Source organism: Rhodanobacter sp. KK11, assembly GCF_033345435.1.
In the GTDB taxonomy this organism is placed as follows: Bacteria; Pseudomonadota; Gammaproteobacteria; order Xanthomonadales; family Rhodanobacteraceae; genus Rhodanobacter.
This window is the reverse complement of record NZ_JAWPMI010000004.1, coordinates 485,980-510,757: the sequence shown is the minus strand read 5'-3', so window position 1 is coordinate 510,757 and position 24,778 is coordinate 485,980. Positions and strand designations below refer to the sequence as shown.

Here is a 24,778-nt window from a genome sequence, read left to right as displayed (position 1 = left end):
CGTCTTCCAGTTGGATAAAACAACTATGGATACAGCAGCTGTCGACATCGCATCCTTCAACATCGACCGCGACGAAGTCCCTTTTGTCATGCCATGGCCTCGGCCTGGGAATCCGGCCGCTCTGCTCGCCTTCCATCGCTTCCAGGAATGGCAGACATTCATTGCAGAACGTGGACTGCACCCTGCCATACCGCGCATTGTTGGCGACAAGTTCCGCCGTGCCCAGCGACTCTACGCGTTAGCGTGGATAGACGCGGATCTAGTGAAAGCCGGCGAACTGGTCGCACTTACCGCGCTCGAACTGACGTTGACAGATCGGTATGGCGGTTTCTTCCGCCAACGACCCGCCCAGGCAGGCAACAAGCGAAAGCGCAGGCAGACGCCGATGTTGCACGACTTGCTTGAATACCTGGTAGACGGCGATGGCCTTACGGATGCGCAGCTGCCCTTCACGCGGCGCTACGGCGGCTCGGTCATCCCCATGTTGTGTCGTGGCCGGGCGACATGTAACGGATCAAGCACGGGGAATGTCTCGCAACCGATGCTCGCCGAGATTCGTAACTCGCTCGCGCATGGCGACCCATTCGATGGCCTGCCGTGGAGCGGCTTGCTCGAACTGGTCCGCGACCTGATCGAGTACGCCTACCGATCCTATTTGCTAGAAGCCCAAACAGGGGGTAGCCATTGAAAACCGGCCGTATTTCAATCAAACCCGACCTGGCACCCGTCGGGGTGACTTTGCCTCTCGTCCTCCTATGCCGGCTGCGGTCGAAGGCGGTGGCACCAGAATTGCCGAAAAAAATCCATATCTGAAGCCAACTTGGCCAATTTGCTACCATGGCTGACGACTGGCAGGCGTTGGGACCGGGTCTGCGGCCGTAGTCACAGGGGAGTCGAAGTAAAGTACGCCATGGCGCAACGAAAACAGCGCCATCCCCTGCTATGCCGCCGGATCCGCCACAAGAAGCGGACATAGGGACTTGGGCATGGCCGAGGCATCCACCGACAGGTTTTCAGCCGGCGAGCAGGGGCTGGGATACATCTACCAGGCACGCCTCGCACTGCTGCATCTCTTGCAATTACCTGAGGACACCGCCGTCTTCCTAGAAAAGGATGACGACCTCGATTTCATCGACGGAGGCGGTGGCAAGTCTCTGGCCTCACTCAAGCACAAGGCGGTCGGCGACAGGCTGACCGACCTGTCGACCGACTTCTGGAAGTCCGTCAACATCTGGCTCGCGCGGTACAACCGTGATGGTCGCATCGCATCGAACCTGCGGTTTTTCTTGTTCACCACAGGCACGGTATCGGCCGGCTCGTTCCTGGCTCGCCTCCTCCCCAACCAGCCCATCGCCTCCGGCGATGCGGCCACGCTGGCCGAGTTGGCCGATGCCACGCTCGCCAAGTCGACGTCGCAACTCATCGCGCCGATCACCACGGCGTTCAACGAACTAAGTGATACCGAGAAGCAGGATTTTCTCGAACGCATTCTGATCCTCGACGGCAGCCCGCGCATCGGTGACATCCCAGCCACCATCAAGGACAAGCACATGCGAAGCATCCGTCGCGAGCACCGCGAGTTTGTTTTCGAACGGCTGGAAGGCTGGTGGACTGACGCCGTGATCAAGCAGCTGAGTGGTGCCAGGACAGAAGGAATCTTCGGTTACGAAGTCTCAGACAAGCTGTCCAACTTCGCCGAGGAATACAAGGCGGACAACCTCCCCATTACCTTCCGTGGAAAGGTGCCCACCGACGAGATCGACACTGAGAACGATCCGCGCTTGTTCGTGGCGCAATTGCGCGAGACCGGCATTTCCGCCAACCGGATCAGGAGCGCAATCCTCGACTACTACCGCTCGTTCGAGCAACGATCGGCTTGGGCACGCGAGAACCTGCTGGTGTCTGGAGAAGTCGAGGAATATGAGGATCGTCTCGTCGACGAGTGGAGCCGCTATAAGGATGTCGTCTTCGAAAAGCTGAAGGACGATAGCGCCGAGGATGCGCTTCGCGATGCCGGCGCGACCCTCTATAACTGGGCGGAGTTCGAAACCGGGAAGATCGAATCCCTGCGCATCCGCGCGCGAGTCACGGAACCCTATGTCCTTCGCGGCAGCTTCCACATCCTGGCGGATGCCACACCGGAACCTAGGGTCTACTGGCATCCCAGGTTTCTCGACCGCCTCGGCAAGGTGCTGGGGGTGGCCCCATGAAGCGATGGGACCAGCGCCCGTTTGAGATTCGGAACCTGTTCAACCCAGCCTTCTGCGGCTTGGTCCTGTTCCGCGCCCTGCATGGCTACGAGGAAGAAGATGCCCGCGGCATGCCCTTCTCGCTGTCGCTGCTGGTACTGCCGCTGTGCCTGCACAAGGATTCGCGCGAGGTGATCGCCGGCAGTCCACGCAGTTACCTTCTCAAGACCACGGAGAGGAACCAGCAGGTCATGGTGGGCTTCGCCAACCGGGTCACGCAGATGCTGCCCTACGCCTTCGAGGGATTCGGCCTACTGATGGAAAGGGGCTGCATCGCCGTCGCGAACGATGGTCGCATCCAGACCGTGCCCAAGAAGGTACGCACAGCCGTCAAGGGGACCGATGAGACCATCACGTGCCAGAAAGTGGCTCGTATCGTCGGAAGGGAGTTCGCGCGCATCGCCGACCGGGCGACCATTTACACGACTTTCGGAATTCGCCCATGAAGATCTGTTCCATCCACATCTACAGCCACGACGGCCAGCGCCGTGATCTCAGGTTCAAGGTGGACGGGCTCAACGTCATCACCGGTCGTTCCTCCACCGGCAAGTCCGCGCTCTCCGACATCATCGAATACTGCATGGGACGCTCCACGTTCAACGTCCCCGAAGGCGTCATCCGCGACAAGGTGGCCTGGTTCGCCGTGATCTACCAGTTTGAAAAGGAGCAAGTACTGGTCGCCAAGCCAACCCCGCCCGGCGGCGGCGCCAGTTGCAGCACGGCAATGCTGCGAAGGGGCGCCCAGTTGCAGGCTCCCGAATTCAAAGACTTGGCGGTCAACACCGACGACGACAGCATCGTCGAACTGCTGTCGCGCCTACTCGGCATTCCCGAGAACCGTACCGATGTCGCGCTCGAACACAGTCGCGACAGCTACGATGCGAACGTCAAACACACGCTCTACTACCTGTTCCAGAAGCAGGGACTAGTTGCCAACAAGGACCAGCTCTTCTACCGCCAGAACGAGCAGTTCCAGCCGCAGGCAATCCGCGACACGCTGCCGATTCTGCTCGGCGTCTCCTCCCACGACCGATATGAACTGGAATCCAGGCTACGCACGGCTCAGCGGGATCTGAGGATCAGCAACAAGAAGCTGGAACAGGCGCGCGATACCGTCGATACATCGCACGAGCAGGCCATCGGCCTCTACTCGGAAGCCAGGGCGGTCGGTGTCATCGGCAACACAGACGGGAGCCCGAATGCCGACGGCGTCGTCGACACTTTGAGGTCGACGCTGATGTGGAAGCCCGAAACGGTGCCTGACGACGACGGCAGCCGGGTTTCGCTTCTGGAAGAAGAATTGGGCCAGCTGCGACAGGATCGCCGCGACACCCAGACCAGGATCGACGCGGCGCGCCAGTTTGCCAAACGGGCGGGTGGCTACGAAAGCGAGGCTGCCGAACAGATAGATCGTCTGGCCTCGATCAAGGCGCTGCCGAAAAATCCCGACAGCGGCGAATGGCAATGGCCGTTCAGCGAACGGAACTTGGCGCTGGAATCCCCGGTCGCCACCGTCCTGCTCAACGAGTTGGCGTCGCTCGATAAGGAATTGCGCATCGCCACCGGCCAGCGCCCGAAACTTGAAGCTTACCTGGCCGAACTGACCGGCAAGGCAGACGAGATCGCGGGCACCATCAAGCAGAAGGAAGCGGAGCTGTCCGCGGCGATCTCGGCCAACGAGGTCATCGCCCAGATGGGCACCCGCAACAACGCAGCTGCGCGTGTGGTCGGCCGGATCAGCCTGTTCTTGGAAACGCTCCTCCCGAACGAGGATCTCGCCAAGCTGGAAGCGGAGAATCGCCGCCTCAGCAACAAAGTGAAGCAGCTGGAGGAACAGATCGGTGCCGACGACAGCAACGAACGCCTGACCTCGATCCTCAACAACATATCGGCACAGGTGTCGCGGTACATCCAGAAGTTCAACGCCGAGTTTGGCCCCTATCCTGCGCGGCTCAACCTGCCGCAGCTGACGATCGTCTTCGATCGACCCGAGCGTCCGGTTCCTATGGGCCGGACCGGTGGCGGTGAAAATCACTTGGCCTACCACCTCTCGGCACTACTCGCCTTGCATCTGTTCGCAGCGCAGAACAACCGCCCGATCCCGCGCTTCCTGCTGATCGACCAGCCAACCCAGGTCTACTTCCCGTCCGAGCAGGTCTATAAGAACGCTGATGGCTCGGTGCAGAACACCGAGGCCGACGCCGACCTTGATGCGGTACGCCGACTGTTCGAGCTGTTACTGAAGTTCACGCAGGAGGACGCCCCCAGCTTCCAGTTGATCGTCACCGAGCACGCGAACCTCCGGGAGCAGTGGTTCCAGGCTGCTTTGGTAGAAGAGCCCTGGACCAAACCGCCTGCACTGGTTCCCGAGGATTGGCCGTAGAGACGACGCCCGCTCATTCAGGGACGTAGCCAACATGGAGATCGTCGGTGTATCTAGCGCAATTGAAAATATCGAATTTCAGAAAGCTGCAGACAGTCGATTTGAGCTTCCAGCCCGGATTGAACGTTCTGGTCGGGGCCAACAACGTCGGCAAGACCGCCGTCATCGACGCGCTGCGTGCTCTGCTGGCGGGATACGACGAACCCTACCCTCGACTGGATAGCGAAGACATGCACCGCCCCAAAGGTGGGGCTCCAGCAGGTGATATCGAATTCCGATACATCTTTCGCGACCTGGATGTGGACGATGAAGCCGACTTCCTCGCAGCACTGAAACCCGGCGACGCCGGCAGGCTTGAGGCCCATATCTCCATCCGTTACTCGGAAGCCGACAAGACCGGCCGACTGCGTGCCAAACGCTGGTGTGGCGACCACGAGGACCTTGGCCTGACCACCGACATGATGGAGAACTTACGCGGTGTCTATCTGCCGCCGCTGCGGGATGCCTCGCAGGGACTCAAGCCCAGCCGCAGCAGTCAGTTGTCACGCCTATTCCAGCTCCTCGCCGACGACGCGGGACGCGAAGGCATCAACGACGCGCTGAAGAAGCTCGACGAAGAACTGAAGAAGCATGAGCCGGTCGTCAACACGCATACGGCGATCAAGGGTCGCCACGACAGCATGCTCGGCCCGCAGCTTGCCCAGGTGCTCGACCTCGGCTTGAGCGGCAGCGATTTCCAGCGGCTGGCTTCGCGCTTATCGCTGCTGGTGGATACGTTCGAGATCGAGCAGAACGGACTCGGCTTCAACAACTTAATCTTCATGGCCGTGGTGCTCAGCGAGCTGGCCAAGAATCCTGACGCGAGATACCGCAGCTTGATCGTCGAGGAACCGGAAGCGCACCTGCATCCGCAGCTCCAAGCCGTGCTGCTCAGCTATCTGGAGATGATCAAGGCGGTTAAGGGCGAGAAGCCCGTCCAGTTGTTCGTCACCAGCCATTCCCCAAACTTCGCCAGCATCGCCGACCTCGACAGTCTGGTCTGCCTGGTCGACACGGGGAATTCCGTGGAGACGTTCTTTCCACGCACGATCACCTTCGACAAGGGAAAGCGCGAGAAATTGGAACGCTATCTCGACGTGACCCGTGCCGAACTGTTCTTCGCCCGGCGCGTCATCTTCGTCGAAGGTGCCGCCGAGTTGATGCTGGTAAGCGTGCTGGCGGAGAAGTGCGGTCACAAGCTACGCGTGCATGGCGTCAGCCTGATCAGCGTCGAAGGTCTGAACTTCGATTCGTTCCTCCCGCTGTTCGGCGAAAAGGCATTGAAGATCCCGGTGGCAGTCATCACCGACGCTGACCCGACTGCTGAACCGGAAGGCGGCGGGGAGGCGCAAGCTCTCTATCCGGCGCTTGGCGACGCGGTGAACGTGTCGGACAACACTGCCAAGATGAAGGAACGTGAAGACACCTTCGTCAAAGTCTTCCACGGACTCAAGACGCTGGAGTACGACCTGGCGCTACATGCCGACAACCGAACTGCGATGCTGGCCGCTCTCTCGGAGCTTCACCCAAAGATCGGCAAAGCGGTCTCGGCGGCGGTCGACGCTGCTGAAGGCGACGCGGCAAAGGCGCGCGCTCTGTTCAGCGGCATGTTCGAGCGCCCGCAGAATAACGTGCAGAAAGGCCGCTTCGGCCAAGCCTTGGCACAGGTGTTTGTCGATGGCGCCGCCTGCGTGGTACCGGACTACATAAGCAAGGCGATCGCCCATGCCTGCCAGGTTCAACAGGCCGCTCCATGACTCAGGTATCCGACGAGCAGCTGCAGATCATTGGCGCGCCGCTCGCGCCGATGTCCGTGATCGCCTGCGCCGGCAGCGGTAAGACGTTCACCGCCGTGCGCCGGCTTGCGCAGATGCGTCAGCATCTCGGTGAACACCGTGGCCGCGTCGCTCTCCTCTCGTTCTCCAATGTCGCGGTGGACACGTTCAGGCGCGAGTACCAAAACCTGGCGCAGAACACGTCCGGCGGATTTACTCATGATCGCGTCGAGATCGATACATTGGACGGGTTCATCACCCGCAATGTCCTGCATCCACATGCCTATCGGACGATGGGTGCGCAGCAGGCCGTGTTCCTGGTGACAGGCGGAGAAGCATTCCTCAACGGCTTCAAGTTCCGGACCGGCACGTACCCGCGCGATATCACGAAGATGCAGGTCGGCTTCGACCGCGGTAGTGTCTACTTCTGCTATGCGGACAACGACAGGACGCAAAGGCTGGACACCGCGTATGCGACGGGTCTCGTCCACCGTCTCGGGCGGGTGGGTGCCTACACTCACAACCTCGGGCGCTACTGGTGTTACCGCGTGCTGGACGACCAGCCCAACATCCTGCGCGTGCTGATCCGCCGCTACCCTCATATCCTGATCGACGAGGCGCAGGACATCGGCACGGTGCACCAGGCCATCATCGAGCAGTTTATCAACGCTGGCTGCCAGGTCTCGCTGATCGGCGACCCGAACCAAGGCATCTACGAGTTCGCCGGTGCGAACGGGATTTTCCTGACGCAGTACGGAGAACGGCAAGGCGTCAACAGTCTCGGCCTGACCAGGAACTACCGCTCCGTACCGGCAATACTGGCTCTTGCCAATGGGCTCTCGGCGCGTACCGACACCGCTGATCGGGGTGCACCCGAGACGACGCATGGCACATACTTCGTGCCCTACCGCAATGCCGAACGCGAGAACCTCATCGCCGCGTTCCAGGCTGCGGTGTTGGGCGCCGGCCTGAATATCGAACGCTCGGCGGTGCTCTGTCGAGGTCGTGACATGGCCGACCGGCTCGCCGGCAATGAAGGTGCACCGGGCCAGGGAACCGTCAAGGCTCTGGCACAGGCCGCGATCCTGCGGGATCGGCATCATGACTATCTCGGCGCGTTCAAACTGGTGGCTGCCTGTATCGTCGGCTTGCTGGCCAATCCGCCGCATGGACTCGTCGCACGGATCACGCAGCCTGCGCGCTACCCGGATGATCGGTTACTGCGCCGGCTCGTATGGACGTTCACCCGCGACCCGGATTTGGGGCTGCCCGCCGTTACATTGATCGGGGACACGCAGTGGCATCCGCAGCTACTGGAAAGGGCACGGGCACTGTTGGCGACGATCGAGCAAGAGCACGGACTGGCGGGCGCGAACAACCTGGGTAATAAGCTCGCGCGCAGAGGTTTGCCCAATACGCCGCTGATCGCTGCGGTCGATTTGGCGGCCAACAACGACGTGGTGCGAGTCCGCGTGGATACGGTGCATCAGGCAAAAGGCGAAAGCCTCGATGCAGTGCTGTACCTGGCGAACCGTGACCATGCCAACGCGCTATTGACCGGCGTGGATACCGAGGTTGGTCGCATCGGCTATGTCGCAGTAACCCGTGCTCGCAACCTCTTGTGGCTCGGCATACCGGCCAATGCGCTGGAGGAATTGCGACCGGCGCTGCTCGCTCGGGGATTTCAGGCGGCGGGCGTCGCAGGACTGGCGTGAGGGCCGGCAGTTGAACCTAAGAGTGTCAGAGGATGGCCTGCGGCCCTATCAGCGTCGACGCAACAGTTTGAAACTCGGCCCGGCAAGGCTTGGCTTCTACTTCGGCGTCTGCAGTGGCCACAGTGTCTGGCTAACCGGGGCATCACGAAACTCGCACATATGCGAGTCGTCATGGACAAAGATCGCATCGAATACCAAAAAGGCGCCCATCTCCATCAGGAGCGGCGCCAGGTACGTTGCCGCCTTGGCATAGCTGACGGCCGGCAACGGCCAGTTGTCGTAAACGAGCAGCCAGTTGGTCCGGTATCGAACAAACCCATCGGCGGTCGCCTTGGGCAACTTCTCCTTGACGTAGTGGGCTATTGCTGCCGCCCATTCGCGCTCCGGCGAATCGCCGACCCAAGCGCCACCGGGCGCATCCGCCTCGATCTCGCGCTTAAGTTCCGCGGCTGTCTTCCGTGGTTCACCCGGCGTAACGTGCGGGATGAAGTAAACATCCGGCCCCAAACCCTTCCCTCGCAGGAACTGCGCACGAGCAACGTTCTCGGGCACAGCTTCCGTATGTTCGATCCCGACGTCGTCGCCATCGGGCATGGCCAACAAGAAATCCGGTTTGTCCCGGTGGGTAAGCGTCAATGGAAACGAAAGCCGTTCCGCCGGCAGCGTCGCCAGCAAGTGTGCGATGCCGTACCGCTCTACATGGCAAGGTTTGCGCCCTTCCGAGCGCGCGGGAACCTCGATATCCAACTCGGCCAACCTGGCCTTTAACTCCGCCCAGGTGTCTGCCCGCAGGATGATGTCAGGCATCGGAGGGTCGCACTTCTTGAGGGGCCGCAGTGTGGCTACGATGTAAGTCCGAAACCACCGCGATCAACCTGTTGATCGGCTCGGCTAACCGCTTTGGCAACACGCGATGCTCTGTGTGCTTGCTCAACTCCGCAATCCAGCGATGCGCGATCCAGACGTCATCTTCCGGATGGTTGTTGTCCACACCGTTGCAATACTTGTATCCAACGAGCGCATCCGTGTGCGATAGCAGCACGCGCGCCATCGTCATGTGGAAACGATGGGCCTGAAGGTCTGCCGGGCCTTTGGGGCGTGGAAGCGTAAGACGCAGGCATCGCTGGTCGTTGAAGTCCTTCCAGTCTGGTCCAACGACCTGTCCCGCGCGCTCCAGCATCTTGCGCGATTGCTCGTTTTTCCCGTTGACCAACGCCACGGCGACCGCGTTCTTCGGGTATTCCAGCTTGTCGGCCAGCACGTTCATCCAGTGCACAAGCTTGTGCAAGGTGGCATCGTCCGCAAACACCAGGAACTGGTGACGTTGTTCGCTGTCGAGAAACGCCGGAAGTTGCGCGTAAAGGGGGTACAGTAGATCGTGGAGGTAGATATATGTCTGCCGGCGTCCTTGCTCGTGGCTCCGCGTGGTCGCAGTCAATACCTGCTGCGCCCACTCCGGCGTAAGTTCGGCCAGCGTCATCTCGGTGATGTCGATGGAGATGAGCGGAAAGCCGAGCGACTTGCCGATCAGCGCCTTGCGCCCATCGAAAGCGTGCCCAAGTTCGATTTCCACGCCGCCGAGAACCATTGGTTCCGTCTGGACAGGTGGGCCGAGCACAGCGACGTCAAGCCGGAACCGACTGCCGAAAGGAGTTTCCAGCGGATGTTCGGTCGCCACGCTGTCAGCGCCGAGCAGCAAGTTGCCTTCCAACGGGTAATCCGACGCATCCACGTCCTTGAATGACCAAGGCATCGCAAGCCCGGCATCCATGCGCCGCGCAAGCTCTGCGGCGACCAATTCCTTGGCGCGCCGGTGTTCGGAGCTTTCTTGCACGGTGCGCTGCCGACGACCTTCTTCGTCGTCGAAGTGTGCTCTTAGGTTGTACGCGTGATCGGCGGGAAGCTGCCGGAAGTGGGAACGACGGCGTAGCTTCCCGTTCTCAAAAGTGGGACTAACCCACGTCACCATCTGCTTCAACGCATCAGGAGACACCAGAGGCCATAGCTTGCGCGCGTGTTCCCGACTACGCACATCGCGCGCAGTGATTCGGGTCTGAAACAACCCTTTCCGCGAGAAGACGACGACGGCCTCATCCATGCTTGATGTTCAGCACTCTTGCGTCACGGTGCAGCGTCCGAGCGAAACCTGGCCCGAGTGCGGCGTACCGGCAACGCGCGACATGGTCAAGCGGCAACGGAAATACCGGGCGCATGGGTGCGCCGTGCCGGCTGCACAATGATTTCGACACGCTGGTCCAGCGACACCAGCGCCTGCATCAACCGTTCCAACGAAATATTCTGGAGCTTGTAGCGGCGTACCTGCGACACCTTGGGCTGGGTCATACCAGTGATCGCCGCCGTCTCGTTCTGACTCAGACCACGCCGGTCAATCAGCTCGTTGAGCTTGAGTGCAAGCGCCGCCTTCGCCGACAGTTCTTCCGCGTCGTTGAAACCGAGATCCAGCAGCACGTTGTCGGTGCCTTGTGGATTGTTTTTGCGAGCCATCACGTTCTCCCGCCCGCCCCATAGCGGGCGAGCACTGCTTTCAGCCGCTTCTCGATCAGTTCCACGTCCGGCTGCGGCGTGGCGATGCCGGACTTGGATTTCTTCTGGAACGCATGCAGCACATGCACCGCGTCGCCAAGCCGCACGGTATAGACCGCGCGGAAGGTGTCGCCCCGGTGGTCTTCCACCAGTTCGTACACCCCGGAACCCAGCCCTTTCCAAAGCTTGGCCGAATCCGGCGTGCCGCCCAGCTGGACGACAAACAGCGCCACACCCATGTCCTTCTGCACGTCGACCGGGAACTCCTTGAAGTCCTTTTTCGACGAGCCTTCCCAATAGAGAAGCTTGCGTTTCTGTACCATGAAATTATATCCGTTCGGGTATGAATGGCAAGCCCTGAATTGTCGTATCGCTGATACGCCAATTCAGGCACCACGTTCAGGAGCCGATCGCCGCCGGCGCTTCTGGCGCCGCGCGCTTTGTGCCAGGCGGCACTGCGCGCTTCGGGCTTTTTCGGTGGCGATAGGGTCGATAGTTGCCCTGACTGGTGCGGGTCTTCTCGCCTTCCGCGACGGGGTAAGCGGCCGGCGGCTGCACAGTCGGCGTAGCCGACGCCCGGCTGTCGATAGCGTCTCGCCGCAGGTTGGCGACCCTCTCAGCAGCCGCCCGCACCGGGTCATCCTCGGTATGCACATACGTCATGAACTGCGTGACGGTCTTGTGCGCGGTTAGCGCCATGCCTACCTTGATGGGAACGCCGGAATTGGCGATGTCAGTGGCTGCGCGATGACGAATGCCGTGCGTGCCGACATGCGGCACCTTGGCCCGTTCCAAGATGCGCCGCCAGGAGTTGTAATAGGTGCTTTCAGGCAGCGGTTCCTCGCTGTCGAAGATGGCCGGGCACACGTAAGGCGAATCGTTGATGCGCGGGGCATTGGACAACAGTTGGTAGGCTGCTTCGCTCATCGGCTTGGAAATGTCGCCGGTCTTGCTGTCTGGCCAGACGACGCGGCGATTCTCGAAATCGACCCAAGCCCATTCAAGCGTGCGGATCTCTATCATGCGTGCCGAAAACTCGAATTGCAGGCGGATCGCCAACGTCAGGGTCGGGTGTTCCAGCCCTTCGGCATCCGCCCGGTCGAGATAGGCATAGAGGCGCGCCAGCTCGTCGTTGACGATGTAGCGCGTCTCGCCATCTTCCCGGTACTTGGGGACGTGGCGGCACGGGTTTGAGCCGTCCGGCCGGTAGCCCCACACCTCGGCCATGTTGAGCATCTTGCGGAGGCAAGCCAGAATCCGGTTGGCCGTGACGGCGATATGCGCCTTGTCCCGCATCAGCGCCGTAATGTCCGCGCGCGTCAGGTCGGGCACCTTCATCTTGCCCAACGTCGGGATGATGTGACGGTCGATGTAGCCCTGGTAGGTATCGACCGTTCGGGGCTTGTTGCGCGGCTTCGAGTATTCCTCGATGAACTGCTCACACAACTCCTTGACCGTGGGGGCCATGCGCGCGGCCAGCTTGGCGGCACTAGGGTCGCTGCCCTTGCGCACGTCGGCCAGCCAGTCCTGCGCGATCGAGCGGGCCTGCTCGACGGTCAGCTCGCCGAATTGGCCGATTTTCGGCTTGCGGCGCTCGCCCCAGTTCGTGCGGTACTGGAGCATGAAGACCTTGCGGCCGTGGGCGGTGACTTTGCAGAGGAATCCAGGGACAATGGTGTCCCGCAGCTCGTAGTCTTTGCTGGTGATTTCGGCCGCATCGACGGCGGATTTGGTGAGCTTGATCTTGGCCATGACGCCTCCTAGTTCGAGATCGAACGCAGGAACCAGCCAGGAGCCACGGCATCGGAAAGTGTGCCGCAATCGGTCTGGTCAAGGCGTAAGGTTAGACGGGACTAACTCTTTGGAAAACCAAGCCCAGCAAGGCTTAGCGGGTTCCAGCGTAGCCCCATGCTATTCCTCAAGAACAATCTCAAAATCCGCTTCTGGCGACAGAGTGGAGGTTCGAGTCCTCTCACCGGTACCACGACGGAATCGAAAACCCCGCCCCGTGCGGGGTTTTTCGTGGCTACAGCTCCCGCACCACGCGGAAGCCCACGCGGCCGCTGCGCAGTTCGCCGTCGGCGCCCTGGCGGTAGGCCGAGTCCACCTGCTCCGGCGAACTGCCCCACGAGCCGCCGCGCAGCACGTGGGAGCGGCAGCCCGGGTTGACCCAGGCGCTGCCGTCGTTCGGCGCGCGGATGTAATTGTCGTGCCAGCAGTCCAGCGCCCACTCGGAGACGTTGCCGTTGATGTCGTACAGGCCGAACGGGTTGGCGGCGAAGCTCATCACCGGCGCTGGCCCCCAGTAGCCGTCGCGGTAGTTGCGAAAGGCGTGGCTCCAGCGACGGCCGCTGCGCGAGCGGTCGCCGGAGCCGGTGAGGTTCTCCACCGGCTGCTTCGGCGTGCCGTCGCCCCACCAGTAGCGGCTGGTGGTGCCGCCGCGCAGTGCGTATTCGAACTCGGCTTCGCTGGGCAGCCGGTAGGTCTTGCCGGTGCGCTGGGCGAGCCAGTCGGCATAGGCATTGGCATCGTTCCAGGAGACGTTCACCACCGGCAGGTTGTCGTCGGCCTTGCGGCCGGCGTAGTCGTCCTGCCAGGTAGCCGAGCTGTCGTCGCGCAGGGAGCCGCTGCGCTCGTCGTAGACGCTGGCGCCACCCAGCCGGATCGAGTCGGGCACGTAGTTGCTGGCGCGCACGAATTCGCGGAATTCCGCCACGGTCACGGCGCTGCGCGCCATGGCGAAGCCCTTGGCGATGGTGACCGTATGCTGCGGCTGCGCGGTACCGCTGGGGTCGTCGTCGGCGGATGCGCCCATGCGGAAGCTGCCGGTGGGAATCACCACCATCGCCGGCGCCTTGCCCGGCAGGTCCACGTAGCGGTCAGTAAACACCTGGCCGGGCTTGTAGTTGGCGTACAGGCGCGCGTTGGTCAGTTGCTCGTCGAACGCGGTCAGTGCCGCCAGGCCCGGGGCGATCGCCCGCACCTGCGCCGCCAGCTTCGTCGCCAGTTCCAGATTGCCGGCGTCCAGCGCCGTGTGCGCCTGCGCCAGCACGTTGTTGGCGCGCTGCAGGCGCATGTCGTCCACGCGCTTGTGCACGTCGATCATCTGCTGCGATCCGGGCCGGATCGCCTGCGCCTTGGCCAGCTCCTGGTCGGCCCCGGCGAAATCGTTCTGGGCCACCGCGGCCAGCGCGCGGTCGAGCACCGCCCGCTGCACCTGGGAAATGCCCTGCTCGGCCACCGCATTGTGTGGATCCAGCGCCTGCACCTCCCGGTACAGGTCCAGCGCGCTGCCGCCTTGCGGCCGGTCCGCCTTGCCCTGCTGCAGCAGGCCGGCAGCCTTCGCCAGCATCGGTCGCACCTGCTCTAGGGTCTTCAGGCTCGCCTCCAGCTGTGCCACTTCGGTCTCGGCATTCGGCAGCGTGCGCAACGCATCCAGCAGGTCCCGCGCCGCGTCGACGTCGCCGACCGCAATGTCCTGGTCGATTTCCGCGACCAGCCTGGCGCGCACGTCGAACATGCCCTGCACGGCGCGGCGGCTGTCCGGCTTGTCCTTCAGCGCCTGCCCGAACAACGCGGCGGCACTGCTCTCGTCGCCGACCAGCCGACCCGCGTGCAGCGCCTTGTTCGCCCGTTCCAGCAAGGCCTGCACCTGCGGCGGGTCCGCACCCAGCTGTTCCGGCAGGTTGGCGTTCTTGCCGCTGTGTGCGGCGATCACCGCCGCCGGCGCCAGCGTCAGCGGTGGCCCCGCGTTCAGCTCGCTGATCGCCGACACCCGCTCCGGCTGCAGGCCGCCGTCCGACGCGGCAGCGCCGAGCGACATCGAGCGACGCGGCGCCTGCACGGAATCGACGTGGAACAACCGCGGAAAGAAGTGGTACAGCAGGGCGAAGCCCAGCACGATCACCCCGAGCACGCCACCGAGCGTGCGCTGCCTGCGCAGGGTTGCGTTGTTCGGCATGGATGGGCGTCCTTGGTGCGGCCTGTTATCGTGCGCTGCCCACCATAGGCAGAAACTGCCAGCAGGGCAATCCGCGCCCTGCGCCTTCCCGAGGAGCATCGATGTCATTGCCCGACACCACCGCCGCCGACTGGATCGATCGCCCCGACGCCCTGCAGGCGTGGCTGGCCGCGATACCCGCCGACGCCGCCGTGGGCCTGGATACCGAGTTCATGCGTCGCAACACGTTCTACCCGCAGCTGGCGCTGCTGCAACTGGGCTGGCACGGCCGCTACGCCCTGATCGACCCGCTTGCGTTCGACATCGGCAATGCGCTGCAGCCGCGGCTTGGCGCCGACACGGCGGTCATCGTCATGCACAGCGCCGGCGAAGACCTGGAAACCCTTGCGCCGCTGCTGCCGGAAGGGCCGGGCCAGCTGTTCGATACCCAGATCGCCGCCGCCTTCGCCGGCATGGGCCTCGGGCTGAGCTACCGCGCGCTGGTCGCCGAACTGGGCGGAGCGGAACTGGACAAGGGCGAGACCCGCTCGGACTGGCTGCGGCGCCCGCTCACCGACGCGCAGCGCAGCTATGCCGCGCTCGACGTGGTCTATCTGGAAACCATCCACGATCAGCTGGCCGAACGCCTGCGCCAGCGCGACCGCAGCGCCTGGCACGCCGAGGATTGCGCGCGCCTGAAGTTGCGCGCCAGCCATCGCGACGGCGACCCGCAACCGCAACGGGCGCTGCGCGGCGCCGCCGACTGGCCCGAAGTGCAGCAAGCGCTGCTACGCCGCCTGCTGTTGTGGCGCGAGCGCAGTGCACGCCGCCTCGACGTGCCTCGACCCTGGCTGCTCGAGGATGCCCTCGCGCTCAACCTGGCGCAGCAGCCGCCGACCAGCCTTGGCGACCTCGAGCAGCGCAGCCGCGGCCAGCGTGCCCTGCGCGCCGCCCAGCGCGGCGAGCTGTTCGAACTGCTGGCCCCCGCGGTGAGCGCCGAGGAAATCGCCGCCACCGCACGCATCCCCGGCTACCCGCAGGGCGAGGCCAAGAAGGCGCTGGCCGCCATGAAGACCCTGGTCGACAACCTCGCCGGCGAACTCGACCTGCCGCCGGGCCTGCTGTGCTCGCGCAAGCTGCTGGAGGAATACGTGGTCACGGCCGAATGGCCCGAACTCCTGGAAGGCTGGCGCCGTCAGGTGCTGCACGACCGCCTGGCCTCGCTGCTTCCCGGCTGAGCCCGCACGCGGGGTCTTGGCGAAGCTCCGCCACGCTGCTAACATTTGCCGCTTGCCGTGGGGCGGTAGCTCAGCTGGGAGAGCGTCGCGTTCGCAATGCGAAGGTCGTGGGTTCGATCCCCATCCGCTCCACCACGTCATCCACGAAAAAGCCTCCGCCTGCGGAGGCTTTTTCGTGTCCGCCGCCCGTCGGCCCGTTCAGCGTCCGTAGTCGAGCGCGTGCGCCACGTCGGGACCGAGGCCGCGCAGGAAGGCTTCGACCTGGGTGGTGTAGTCGCCGGGCGTGCCGAGCAGTTCGTTGATCTGCGCGTGCGAGAGATCCTCCGGCAATGTCTGCGCGCGTCCGCCCCATGCGATGGCCTTGTCGACGAAGGCCTGCGCCGCCGGACAGGAGTCGGTACGGCGGCTGGAACACACCGCAAGGAACGGTGCGGCGCGGGCCTGCAACTGCTGCTGCGGCGACACCGCGAGCCAGCCGGCCGGGTCGCTGCCGAAGGCGCGGTCGTACAGCGGCAGGTGGCGCGACTGCATGATCCGGACCACGTCCAGCGCGGCGCTGTCCAGCGCCACCGTGCCCAGCCACGGTCCGGCGCCGCGGTCGCGGGCAATGGACGGCGCGGCGGCCAGCAGCGCAACCAGGTGCGCGCCGGCGGAATGTCCGATCAGGATGAATCCGCGGCGATCGCCGCCCCACTCGGCTGCCCGCCGCTGGGCCAGCGCCAGCGCCTGCGCCACGTCCTGCGCCTGCTGCAGCGGCGCCGCGTCCGGCAGCAGGCGGTAGTTGGTCGAGATCACCACGAAGCCACGCGGCACCCAGCGCGCCACCTTGTTCTGCACCACGTTGCGCATGGCCTTGTCGCCGTTGCGCCAGGCACCGCCATGCACCAGAAGGATCACCGGCGCCTGCCGCGCGTTCGTCGGCATGTAGACGTCGAAGCGCTGGCGCGGATCGCTGCCGTAGGCCACGTCACGCACCACGCGGACGCCGGCCGGCAGGTCGACGGTGCGGCTAGCGAGGCGGCGTGCCCACGCCTCGCGCAGGCCATCGGTGGCGGCGCGTGCCGGCAGGCTGGCCGCCAGCGCAAGCAGGGCGGCGGCGATGCAGGGGACAAGTCGCGGCATGACGCATGCTCCGGGCACGGAATGCGCCCTGCGCACGGGAAACGCGGGCCGGTGCGATCGGTGTACCGGCCCGGTGCGCTCAGTGCGCGCTGCCGGCTCCCGCCCCGCACAGTTTCTCCATCAGCTCGACCTGCACATTGCGGACGGGCTCGCCGGCAGGTGCCGAAGGGTGCAGGTATTCGCCGTCGGGCTGCAGCAGCGAGGCACTGGCGTTGTCGGCGAGGTAGCACAGCAGGGCATGGTGGATGCGCTGCTGCAGCTTCTTGCCCTCGATCGGGAAGGCGGTCTCGACGCGGCGGTCGAGGTTGCGTTCCATCAGGTCGGCGCTGGACAGGTACAGCTGCGGCTCGCCGTCGTTGGCGAACCAGTAGGCGCGGCTGTGCTCGAGGAAGCGGCCGATCACCGAGCGCACCCGGATGTTGTCCGAGACGCCCGCCACGCCGGGGCGCAGGCTGCAGATGCCGCGCACGATCAGCTCCACCTGCACGCCGGCGATGCTGGCCTTGTACAGCGCGCGGATCACCTTCGGCTCGGTCAGCGCGTTGACCTTGAGGATGATCTGCGCCGGCTTGCCCGCCGCCGCGTGCGCGGTCTCGCGCGCGATCAGTTCGAGCAGCGCTTTCTTCAGGGTGAATGGCGCGTGCAGCAGCTTCTTCATGTGCAGCACCTTGCCCATGCCGGTGAGCTGGCTGAACAGCTTGTGCACGTCCTCGCACAGCGCCTCGTCGGAGGTGAGCAGGCTGTAGTCGGTGTACAGCCGGGCGTTGCCGGTGTGGTAGTTGCCGGTGCCCAGATGCGCGTAGCGCACCAGCTCGCTGCCCTCGCGGCGCTGGATCAGCATCAGCTTGGCGTGCGTCTTGATGCCGACCACGCCGTAAATCACCATCGCGCCGGCCTGCTGCAGGCGCGAGGCGAGGCTGAGGTTGGATTCCTCGTCGAAGCGCGCGCGCAGCTCGACCACCGCGGTCACCTCCTTGCCGGCGCGGGCGGCGTCGACCAGCGCGTCGACGATCTCCGAATTCGCGTTGGTGCGGTACAGCGTCTGCTTGATCGCCAGCACCTTCGGGTCGGTCGAGGCCTGGCGCAGCAGGTCGACCACCGGCGCAAACGACTCGTACGGATGCAGCAGCAGCACGTCCTGCTTGCCGATCACCTCGAACAGGTCCTCGGCGTGCTGCAGCGCTTTGGGCAGCGCCGGCGTGAATGGCGGGTACTGCAGCTTCGGGTAGCTGACGTTGTTGGCGATGCGGAACAGCCGCGCCAGGTTCACCGGGCCGTTCACCTCGTACAGCTCCGACTCGTTGAGGCCGAACTGCTTGAGCAGGTAGTCGGTCAGCTCCTTCGGGCAGTTGTCGGCCACCTCAAGCCGCACCGCGTCGCCGAAACGGCGCGAGTACAGCTCGCCGCGCAAGGCCAGCGCCAGGTCCTCGACGTCCTCCGGGTCGAGCGTGAGGTCGGCGTTGCGGGTCAGCCGGAACTGGTAGCAGCCGAGCACGGCCATGCCGGGGAACAGTTCCTCCGCATGGGCATGGATGATCGAGGACAGCAGCACGTAGTTGTCGCCGCCCTCGCAAATCTCCAGCGGCAGGCGGATCAGTCGCGGCAGCACGCGCGGCGCCGGCACGATGGCCAGGCCGGAATCGCGGCCGAACGCATCCACGCCGTCCAGCCGCACGATGAAGTTGAGGCTCTTGTTGACCAGCAGCGGGAACGGATGGGTCGGGTCCAACCCGATCGGGGTGACCAGCGGCGCCACTTCCTCGCGGAAATAGCGGCGCACCCACAGCTTCTGCTTGTGCGTCCATTGCGTGCGCCGCACGATGCGGATGCCGTGCGTGGCCAGCTCCGGCAGGATGCGCTCGTTGAGGATCGCGTACTGCCGCTCGACCTGCCGGTGCGCGATTTCGGCGATCTCGGCCAGCGCGCGCTTCGGCGCCACGCCGTCCGGGCCGATCATCTCGTGATCGAGCGCGATCTGGCCCTTCAGGCCGGCCACGCGGATCTCGAAGAACTCGTCCATGTTGGCGGAGAAGATCAGCAGGAACTTCAGCCGCTCCAGCAATGGCGTGCGTTCGTCCAGCGCCTGGTCCAGCACGCGGATGTTGAACTTGAGCTGGGACAGCTCGCGATGGATGTACAGCCGGCTGTCGGTGAGGTCCGGCCCGGTTGCCGACAGTGCGGCATCGTTGGCGGCGGGCGCAGCGGCGTCGGTCGGCAAGGTCTCGCGAATCAGTCGGCTGTTCATCGGTGCACCGGGTCCGGCAAGGGTGGATGCAGCATTCCTGCATGGTAGCCCGCCGCGGACAAGCCGGGACGAGTACGGCACCGGCAGGTCAGGCCGCACTCAGCCTGCGGCATTTTCCTGACCGCAGGATGACACCTGGAGCCGCGGTCGAACGACCGGCACATGCGGGCCGCCGCCCGTTTGCCCTATGGTTGGCGCCCCCATCGGCCCTGTCGCCGAACCCGCCCCCGTCGATCGAACGCCCCATGCAGACCCGCGTCGAAAGCGCTCCGCTGTCCCCTGCCGCGATCTCCCCGCCCGACGACGCCACGCCAGCCGCCGAGTCCACCCGTTACGACGTACTCGGCGGGATCAGCTTCGCGCACATGCTCAACGACATGATCCAGTCGCTGATCCTGGCGATCTACCCGATCCTGAAGCACGACTTCCAGCTCAGTTTCGCCCAGGTCGGCCTGATCACCCTCACCTACCAGCTCACCGCGTCGCTGCTGCAGCCGCTGGTGGGCACGTTCACCGACCGCCGGCCGATGCCGTACTCGCTGCCGGTGGGCATGGCCTTCACGCTGTGCGGTCTGCTGTTGCTCGCCACCGCGCCGAATTTCCTGGTGCTGCTGGCCGCCGCGGCGCTGGTCGGCACCGGCTCGTCGGTGTTCCACCCGGAATCCTCGCGGGTGGCGCGGATGGCCTCGGGCGGACAGCATGGCCTGGCGCAGTCGCTGTTCCAGGTTGGCGGCAACGCCGGTTCGTCGCTGGGGCCGTTGCTGGCGGCGTGGATCATCGTGCCGCACGGGCGCGGCAGCGTGGCGTGGTTCTCGCTGGCCGCGCTGCTGGCGATCGTGGTGCTGCTGCAGGTGGGACACTGGTATGCGCGACACCATGTCGGGCGCGCCAGGTCGGCGGCCCGGCAGCTTGCGGCGGCACTGTCGCGCCGGCGGATCATCGGCGCGCTGGCGGTGCTCGGCCTGCTGATCTTCTCCAAGTATTTCTACCTGGCCAGCCTCAGCAGCTATTACACCTTCTACCTGATCCACAAGTTCGGCGTGTCGGTGCAGAGCGCGCAGGTGCACCTGTTCGTGTTCCTGTTCGCGGTGGCGGCCGGCTCGCTGGTCGGCGGTCCGGTCGGCGACCGGGTCGGGCGCAAGTGGGTGATCTGGGTATCCATCCTCGGCGTGGCGCCGTTCACCCTGCTGCTGCCGCACGTCAACCTGATGTGGACCGGCGTGCTCTCGGTGATCATCGGCCTTGTGCTGGCCTCGGCGTTCTCGGCGATCCTGGTCTACGCACAGGAGCTGATTCCCGGCCGCGTCGGCATGATCTCGGGACTGTTCTTCGGCCTGGCCTTCGGCATGGGCGGCATCGGCGCCGCCGTGCTCGGCGGACTGGCCGACACGCACGGCATCGAATACGTCTACCAGCTGTGCGCATACCTGCCGTTGATGGGATTGATCACGGTGTTTTTGCCGGACCTGGAACGCCCGAAGCTCGTGTAGGAGCGCACCCTGTGCGCGAATGCTCTTCGTCACGTGACGAAAAGCTCGCGCACAGGGTGCGCTCCTACACGTCGATCACGACCGGTTCCGGCTCCAGCCGCACGCCGAATTTCGCCTCGACGCCTGCAATCACCTGCTGTGCCAGCGCCCACAGCTGCGGGCCGGTCGCCTTGCCATGATTGACCAGCACCAAGGCGTGCCGGTTGGAGATGCCGGCGTCGCCCTCGCGCAGGCCCTTGAAACCGGCGGCCTCGATCATCCATGCGGCGGACAGCTTGCAGCGGCCATCGGCCTGCGGCCATGCGGGCAACTCGGGGTATTCGCGCTGCAGCGCGCCGGCCAGCGCGGCCTCGACGATCGGGTTCTTGAAGAAGCTGCCGGCGTTGCCGATCACCGCCGGGTCGGGCAGCTTGCGCGTGCGCAATCGCACCACCGCCTCGGCGACGTGGAACGGCGCAGGCTTGGCCACGCCCATGCGTGCCAGCTCCTCGTCGATGCCGGCGTAGTCGGTGCGCAGCGGACGGCTGCGCGGCAGCACGAAGCGTACGGCGGTGACGATGTAGCGGCCCGGCTCGTGCTTGAACAGCGAGTCGCGGTAGCCGAAGGCGCAGGTGGCGTGGTCCAGCGTCACCACGCGGCGTTCGCGCGTGTCCCACGCCTCGACGCTCTCGACGAACTCGGCCACTTCGCAGCCGTAGGCGCCGATGTTCTGGATCGGCGCGGCGCCGACTGTGCCGGGAATCAGGATCAGGTTTTCCAGGCCGGCGTAGCCCTGGCCCAGGGTCCAGCGCACGAAGTCGTCCCAGCGCTCGCCGGCGGCCACCGCGATGCGCGCGCTGTCGCCGTCGCTCTCCACCTGCACGCCGCGGGTGGCCATGGCCAGCACGGTGCCGTCGAAATCGCCGGTGAACAACAGGTTGCTGCCCTCGCCCAGCACCAGCAGGCGGCTGTTGCGTACTGCGGGGAAGTCGAGCAGCTCAGGCAGCTTCGCCGCATCGCGGATTTCGGCCAGCAGCCACGCACGCGCATCCACGCGCAAGGTGTTGCGGTTTGCCAGCGAGGCGTTCTCGATGAGCGTGTAGCCGCCCATGTCGGTGCGTTCAGGCGACATCGGCTTGCTCACATTGACGGCGGATCTCGTTGACGCATTCGGCGACCAAGGCCGGCCCGCGGTAGATCAGGCCCGAATAGAGCTGCACCAGCGAGGCACCGAGTTCCATCTTCTCGGCGGCGTCGCTGCCGTCGAGGATGCCGCCCACGCCGATCAGCGGAATGCGGTCCTGCAGGCGCCGGTGCATGCCCGACAGCACCGCGGTGGAGCGGTCGAACAGCGGCTTGCCGGACAGCCCGCCGGCCTCGCTGCCGCGCGGATCGTCGGCCACCGCCGTGTGGTCGATCGTGGTATTGGTGCAGATCACCCCGTCGATGCCGGTGCGCAGCAGCACCTCGGCGATCGCGTCGAGCTCCGCTTCGGAAAGGTCCGGCGCGATCTTCAGCAGCATCGGCTTGCGCCGCCCGTGCTGCGAGCCGAGTCGCTCCTGCGCCTCGCGCAGCACCGAAATGAAGCGGCGCAGCGTGGCTTCTTCCTGCAGGTCACGCAGGCCCTGGGTGTTCGGCGAGGAGATGTTCACCGTGACATAGCTGGCCAGTTCGTACACGCGGGTCAGGCAGAGCAGATAGTCGCTGACCGCCTTCTCGTTCGGCGTGTCCTTGTTCTTGCCGATGTTGATGCCGAGCACGCCGTGGTAGCGCGAGCGCTGCACGTTGCGCACCAGCGCATCGACGCCGGCGTTGTTGAAGCCCATGCGGTTGATGATCGCCTCGTGCCGCGGCAGCCGGAACAGGCGCGGCCGCTCGTTGCCCGCCTGCGGCCGCGGCGTCACCGTGCCGACCTCGATGAAGCCGAAGCCGAGCGTGTCGAGCGCATCCAGATGTTCGGCGTTCTTGTCCAGCCCAGCCGCGAGTCCGACCGGGTTCGGGAAGCTGACGCCGAACACCTTGGTCGGCAGGTCCGCCGGCGGCTTGGCGATCCACTGGGAAAAGCCGCTGCGCTGGGCCACGCCCAGCGCATACAGGGTGGCGCGGTGCGCGGTCTCGGCGTCGAGCTTGAACAGCAGCGGGCGCAGGATGTCGTACATGGATCAGACCAGGTGGCCCGCGAAGATGCGGGTGTCGTAATCGAAGCTTACCGTGCCGTTTTCGGCACAGCTGTCGAACAGTTCGCGCAGCGCGCGCAGCATCGGTTCGTGCCGGGGATCACCGGCCTTGGGCACGTACGAGGACGACATCAAGCGCCCGCGCAAGGCCTCGAAATCGAGCTGCTGCGCGTGCTCGAAACGGGCCGCGCCGCGAAAGCCGGCGCCGAACCAGGCGCGCATGCGCGCGTCGTCGGCGTAGCGTTCGGCCACGCTGGTGTAGTCGGTGCCGTAGGCCAGCAGCAGCGCCTCGTAGCCTTCCAGGAAACGCGTGCCGCCGAGGCGGCGCGAGTTCCACCAGATCGCCGCCAGTCCGCGCGGACGCAGGATGCGCGCGAATTCGCGCCGCGCCGCGCCCTCGTCGAACCAGTGGAACGCCTGCGCCGCGGTGACCAGATCCACGCTGGCGTCGGGCAAGCCGGTGGCGTCGGCGCTGCCGTCGACCGCATCGAAGCCCGCGTACGCCTGCAGCCAGTGTTCGGCGGCGGTGCGCATCGGCGCATTCGGCTCCACCGCGGTCACCCGGTAACCGGCATCGAGGAACAGTTTCGAGGAGATGCCGGTGCCGGCACCCACATCCGCCACACGCCAGCTGCTGTCCACGCCCTGCTCGCGCTGCAGCCAGTCCAGCAATGCCGGCGGATAGTCCGGCCGGTAGCGCACGTAGTCGTCGACGCGGTCGCTGAAGCGCGCGGTGGATGACAGGTCAGCCATTGAGCATCTGCCCGCCGTCGACGACCAGGGTGTGGCCGGTGATCCAGCCTGCCCACGGCGAGGCCAGGAACAGCGCGGCATGGGCGATTTCCTCCGGCTTGCCGAAGCGGCCGAACGGGATCTTTGCCAGGGTGGTGCGGTAGAGCTCCGGCTGTTCCAGCTTGCGGCGCTCCCACAGGCCATCGGCAAACGCGATCGAACCCGGCGCGATCGCATTGACGCGGATGCGATGTTCCGCCAGTGCCAGTGCCTGCGAGGTGGTGTACTGACTCAATGCCGCCTTCACCGCCGCATACGCCGCGCCGTTCGCGCGCGGGCGGAACGCGGCGATCGAACTGGTGTGCAGGATGCATCCGCGTGGCGATGTCTTCAGATGCGGCAAGGCCGCGCGCGAGGCGCGTACCGCGGCCATCAGGTCCACGTTGAAACCGGCGCTCCACGCCTCGTCGCCGTCATCGAAACCGTAGCCGCTGGCGTTGTTGACCAGCACGTCGATGCCGCCGAGCGCGGTGGCTGCATTCGCCACATAGGCCTCGATGGCGCGGGCATCGGCCAAGTCGCAACTCTGCGCATGTGCCGGCGCGCCGTGGGCGGCCAACGCCTGGCGGGTTTCCTCCAGCGCCGCGGCGCCACGTGCACAGACCGACACCGCTGCGCCGGCTGCGGCGAAGCCCAGCGCAATGCTGCGACCGATGCCGCGGCTGCCGCCGGCGACGACGACGCGATAACCGGTGAAGTCAAAAGGCATGCGGGGCATCAATGCCAGTTCGAGAAGGCGAAACCGAAGATCAGTGCAGCGACGACCACGAACACCACCAGCACGCCCAGCAGCAGCTGCACGTAGCCGAGCACCAGCCCGGCCACGGCCATGCCGTCGCCCTCGGTGCGGGCATCGAGCGGACTGCGGCGAATCTCGCTGCGCGCCAGGTGACCGCAGACGATCGCCACGATCGCGCCCACGAACGGCAGCACGCACCAGGCCAGGATGCCGAACACCAGGCTCACCACGGCCAGCGAACTGGTGCCGGTGCCCGGGCGGTAGGATGGTTGGTAGCTCATCGGATCGCTCGCTCAGGCAAGAGGTGGAAGCGCCGTCGTGCATCGTCGCCGGCAGCGGGCGGCCAACCGC

21 protein-coding genes and 1 tRNA gene are annotated in these 24,778 nt (G+C 65.0%); 9 read left to right on the top strand and 13 right to left on the bottom strand.

From position 1 onward, the window contains the following. Nucleotides 1-25: 25 nt before the first annotated feature. From R5H19_RS12940 to R5H19_RS12915, 6 genes are all read left to right on the top strand, one after another. On the top strand, nt 26-688 hold the full coding sequence (locus R5H19_RS12940) for a hypothetical protein (RefSeq protein ID WP_318159407.1): 663 nt from the start codon (nt 26-28) through the stop codon (nt 686-688). A gap of 298 nt (nt 689-986) precedes the next feature. Continuing rightward, complete coding sequence (locus R5H19_RS12935; protein WP_318159406.1) at nt 987-2,210, top strand: ABC-three component system protein; 1,224 nt, start codon at nt 987-989, stop codon at nt 2,208-2,210. Continuing rightward, entirely contained in the window at nt 2,207-2,695 is a 489-nt protein-coding gene (locus tag R5H19_RS12930; RefSeq protein ID WP_318159405.1) for a three component ABC system middle component, read from the top strand. The genes R5H19_RS12935 and R5H19_RS12930 overlap by 4 nt, the downstream gene beginning before the upstream one ends. Continuing rightward, entirely contained in the window at nt 2,692-4,632 is a 1,941-nt protein-coding gene (locus R5H19_RS12925) for a DUF3732 domain-containing protein (protein WP_318159404.1), read from the top strand. Before R5H19_RS12930 ends, R5H19_RS12925 begins: the two co-directional genes overlap by 4 nt. Nucleotides 4,633-4,679: 47 nt before the next feature. Beyond that, nucleotides 4,680-6,428: an ATP-dependent endonuclease gene (locus R5H19_RS12920; RefSeq protein WP_318159403.1), complete on the top strand. Its 1,749-nt coding sequence runs from the start codon at nt 4,680-4,682 to the stop codon at nt 6,426-6,428. After that, nucleotides 6,425-8,161 (top strand): ATP-dependent helicase, encoded by a 1,737-nt coding sequence (locus R5H19_RS12915; protein ID WP_318159402.1) that lies wholly within the window; start codon nt 6,425-6,427, stop codon nt 8,159-8,161. The genes R5H19_RS12920 and R5H19_RS12915 overlap by 4 nt, the downstream gene beginning before the upstream one ends. Before the next feature lie 96 nt (nt 8,162-8,257). On the opposite strand, the gene R5H19_RS12910 is transcribed toward R5H19_RS12915, so the two are convergent. From R5H19_RS12910 to R5H19_RS12885, 6 genes are all read right to left on the bottom strand, one after another. Continuing rightward, on the bottom strand, nt 8,258-8,968 hold the full coding sequence (locus R5H19_RS12910) for a hypothetical protein (RefSeq protein ID WP_318159401.1): 711 nt from the start codon (nt 8,966-8,968) through the stop codon (nt 8,258-8,260). Beyond that, nucleotides 8,961-10,259: a hypothetical protein gene (locus R5H19_RS12905; RefSeq protein WP_318159400.1), complete on the bottom strand. Its 1,299-nt coding sequence runs from the start codon at nt 10,257-10,259 to the stop codon at nt 8,961-8,963. The genes R5H19_RS12910 and R5H19_RS12905 overlap by 8 nt, the downstream gene beginning before the upstream one ends. 86 nt (nt 10,260-10,345) lie before the next feature. Then, complete coding sequence (locus tag R5H19_RS12900; protein ID WP_318159399.1) at nt 10,346-10,666, bottom strand: helix-turn-helix transcriptional regulator; 321 nt, start codon at nt 10,664-10,666, stop codon at nt 10,346-10,348. Next, a complete protein-coding gene (locus R5H19_RS12895; protein ID WP_318159398.1) occupies nt 10,666-11,028 on the bottom strand; it encodes a type II toxin-antitoxin system RelE/ParE family toxin in 363 nt (120 codons plus the stop codon). The genes R5H19_RS12900 and R5H19_RS12895 overlap by 1 nt, the downstream gene beginning before the upstream one ends. Before the next feature lie 76 nt (nt 11,029-11,104). Further along, complete coding sequence (locus tag R5H19_RS12890; protein WP_318159397.1) at nt 11,105-12,457, bottom strand: site-specific integrase; 1,353 nt, start codon at nt 12,455-12,457, stop codon at nt 11,105-11,107. Nucleotides 12,458-12,731: 274 nt separating this feature from the next. Next, a complete protein-coding gene (locus R5H19_RS12885) occupies nt 12,732-14,666 on the bottom strand; it encodes an SUMF1/EgtB/PvdO family nonheme iron enzyme (protein WP_318159396.1) in 1,935 nt (644 codons plus the stop codon). Between the two features lie 101 nt (nt 14,667-14,767). On the opposite strand from R5H19_RS12885, the gene R5H19_RS12880 reads away from it, so the two are divergent. Beyond that, on the top strand, nt 14,768-15,883 hold the full coding sequence (locus R5H19_RS12880) for an HRDC domain-containing protein (protein ID WP_318159395.1): 1,116 nt from the start codon (nt 14,768-14,770) through the stop codon (nt 15,881-15,883). Nucleotides 15,884-15,942: 59 nt separating this feature from the next. Then, nucleotides 15,943-16,018 (top strand) — tRNA-Ala (locus R5H19_RS12875). 63 nt (nt 16,019-16,081) lie between these two features. On the opposite strand, the gene R5H19_RS12870 is transcribed toward R5H19_RS12875, so the two are convergent. Together R5H19_RS12870 and ppk1 are read right to left on the bottom strand one after the other, a co-directional pair. Next, nucleotides 16,082-17,005, bottom strand: coding sequence for an alpha/beta hydrolase (locus R5H19_RS12870; protein ID WP_318159394.1), 924 nt, complete (start codon nt 17,003-17,005; stop codon nt 16,082-16,084). 79 nt (nt 17,006-17,084) lie between these two features. Further along, nucleotides 17,085-19,250, bottom strand: coding sequence for a polyphosphate kinase 1 (ppk1, locus tag R5H19_RS12865; RefSeq protein WP_318159393.1), 2,166 nt, complete (start codon nt 19,248-19,250; stop codon nt 17,085-17,087). A 245-nt stretch (nt 19,251-19,495) separates the two neighbouring features. Here ppk1 and R5H19_RS12860 point away from each other — a divergent pair, with 245 nt between their 5' ends. Further along, a complete protein-coding gene (locus R5H19_RS12860) occupies nt 19,496-20,740 on the top strand; it encodes an MFS transporter (RefSeq protein ID WP_343230728.1) in 1,245 nt (414 codons plus the stop codon). Between the two features lie 64 nt (nt 20,741-20,804). Here the strand turns inward: R5H19_RS12860 and murB are convergent, their stop codons facing one another. The 5 genes from murB to R5H19_RS12835 are packed head-to-tail and all read right to left on the bottom strand — an operon-like array spanning nt 20,805 to nt 24,708. Beyond that, nucleotides 20,805-21,830 (bottom strand): UDP-N-acetylmuramate dehydrogenase, encoded by a 1,026-nt coding sequence (gene murB, locus R5H19_RS12855; protein ID WP_318159541.1) that lies wholly within the window; start codon nt 21,828-21,830, stop codon nt 20,805-20,807. Between the two features lie 10 nt (nt 21,831-21,840). Beyond that, the gene (locus R5H19_RS12850) at nt 21,841-22,878 is read right to left on the bottom strand and encodes a quinone-dependent dihydroorotate dehydrogenase (protein WP_318159392.1); all 1,038 of its coding nucleotides are present in this window, start codon (nt 22,876-22,878) and stop codon (nt 21,841-21,843) included. Between the two features lie 3 nt (nt 22,879-22,881). Continuing rightward, nucleotides 22,882-23,649 (bottom strand): class I SAM-dependent methyltransferase, encoded by a 768-nt coding sequence (locus R5H19_RS12845; protein WP_318159391.1) that lies wholly within the window; start codon nt 23,647-23,649, stop codon nt 22,882-22,884. Beyond that, on the bottom strand, nt 23,642-24,397 hold the full coding sequence (locus R5H19_RS12840) for an SDR family oxidoreductase (RefSeq protein ID WP_318159390.1): 756 nt from the start codon (nt 24,395-24,397) through the stop codon (nt 23,642-23,644). The genes R5H19_RS12845 and R5H19_RS12840 overlap by 8 nt, the downstream gene beginning before the upstream one ends. Nucleotides 24,398-24,405: 8 nt before the next feature. After that, complete coding sequence (locus tag R5H19_RS12835; protein WP_318159389.1) at nt 24,406-24,708, bottom strand: DUF4190 domain-containing protein; 303 nt, start codon at nt 24,706-24,708, stop codon at nt 24,406-24,408. Between the last annotated feature and the right edge of the window lie 70 nt (nt 24,709-24,778).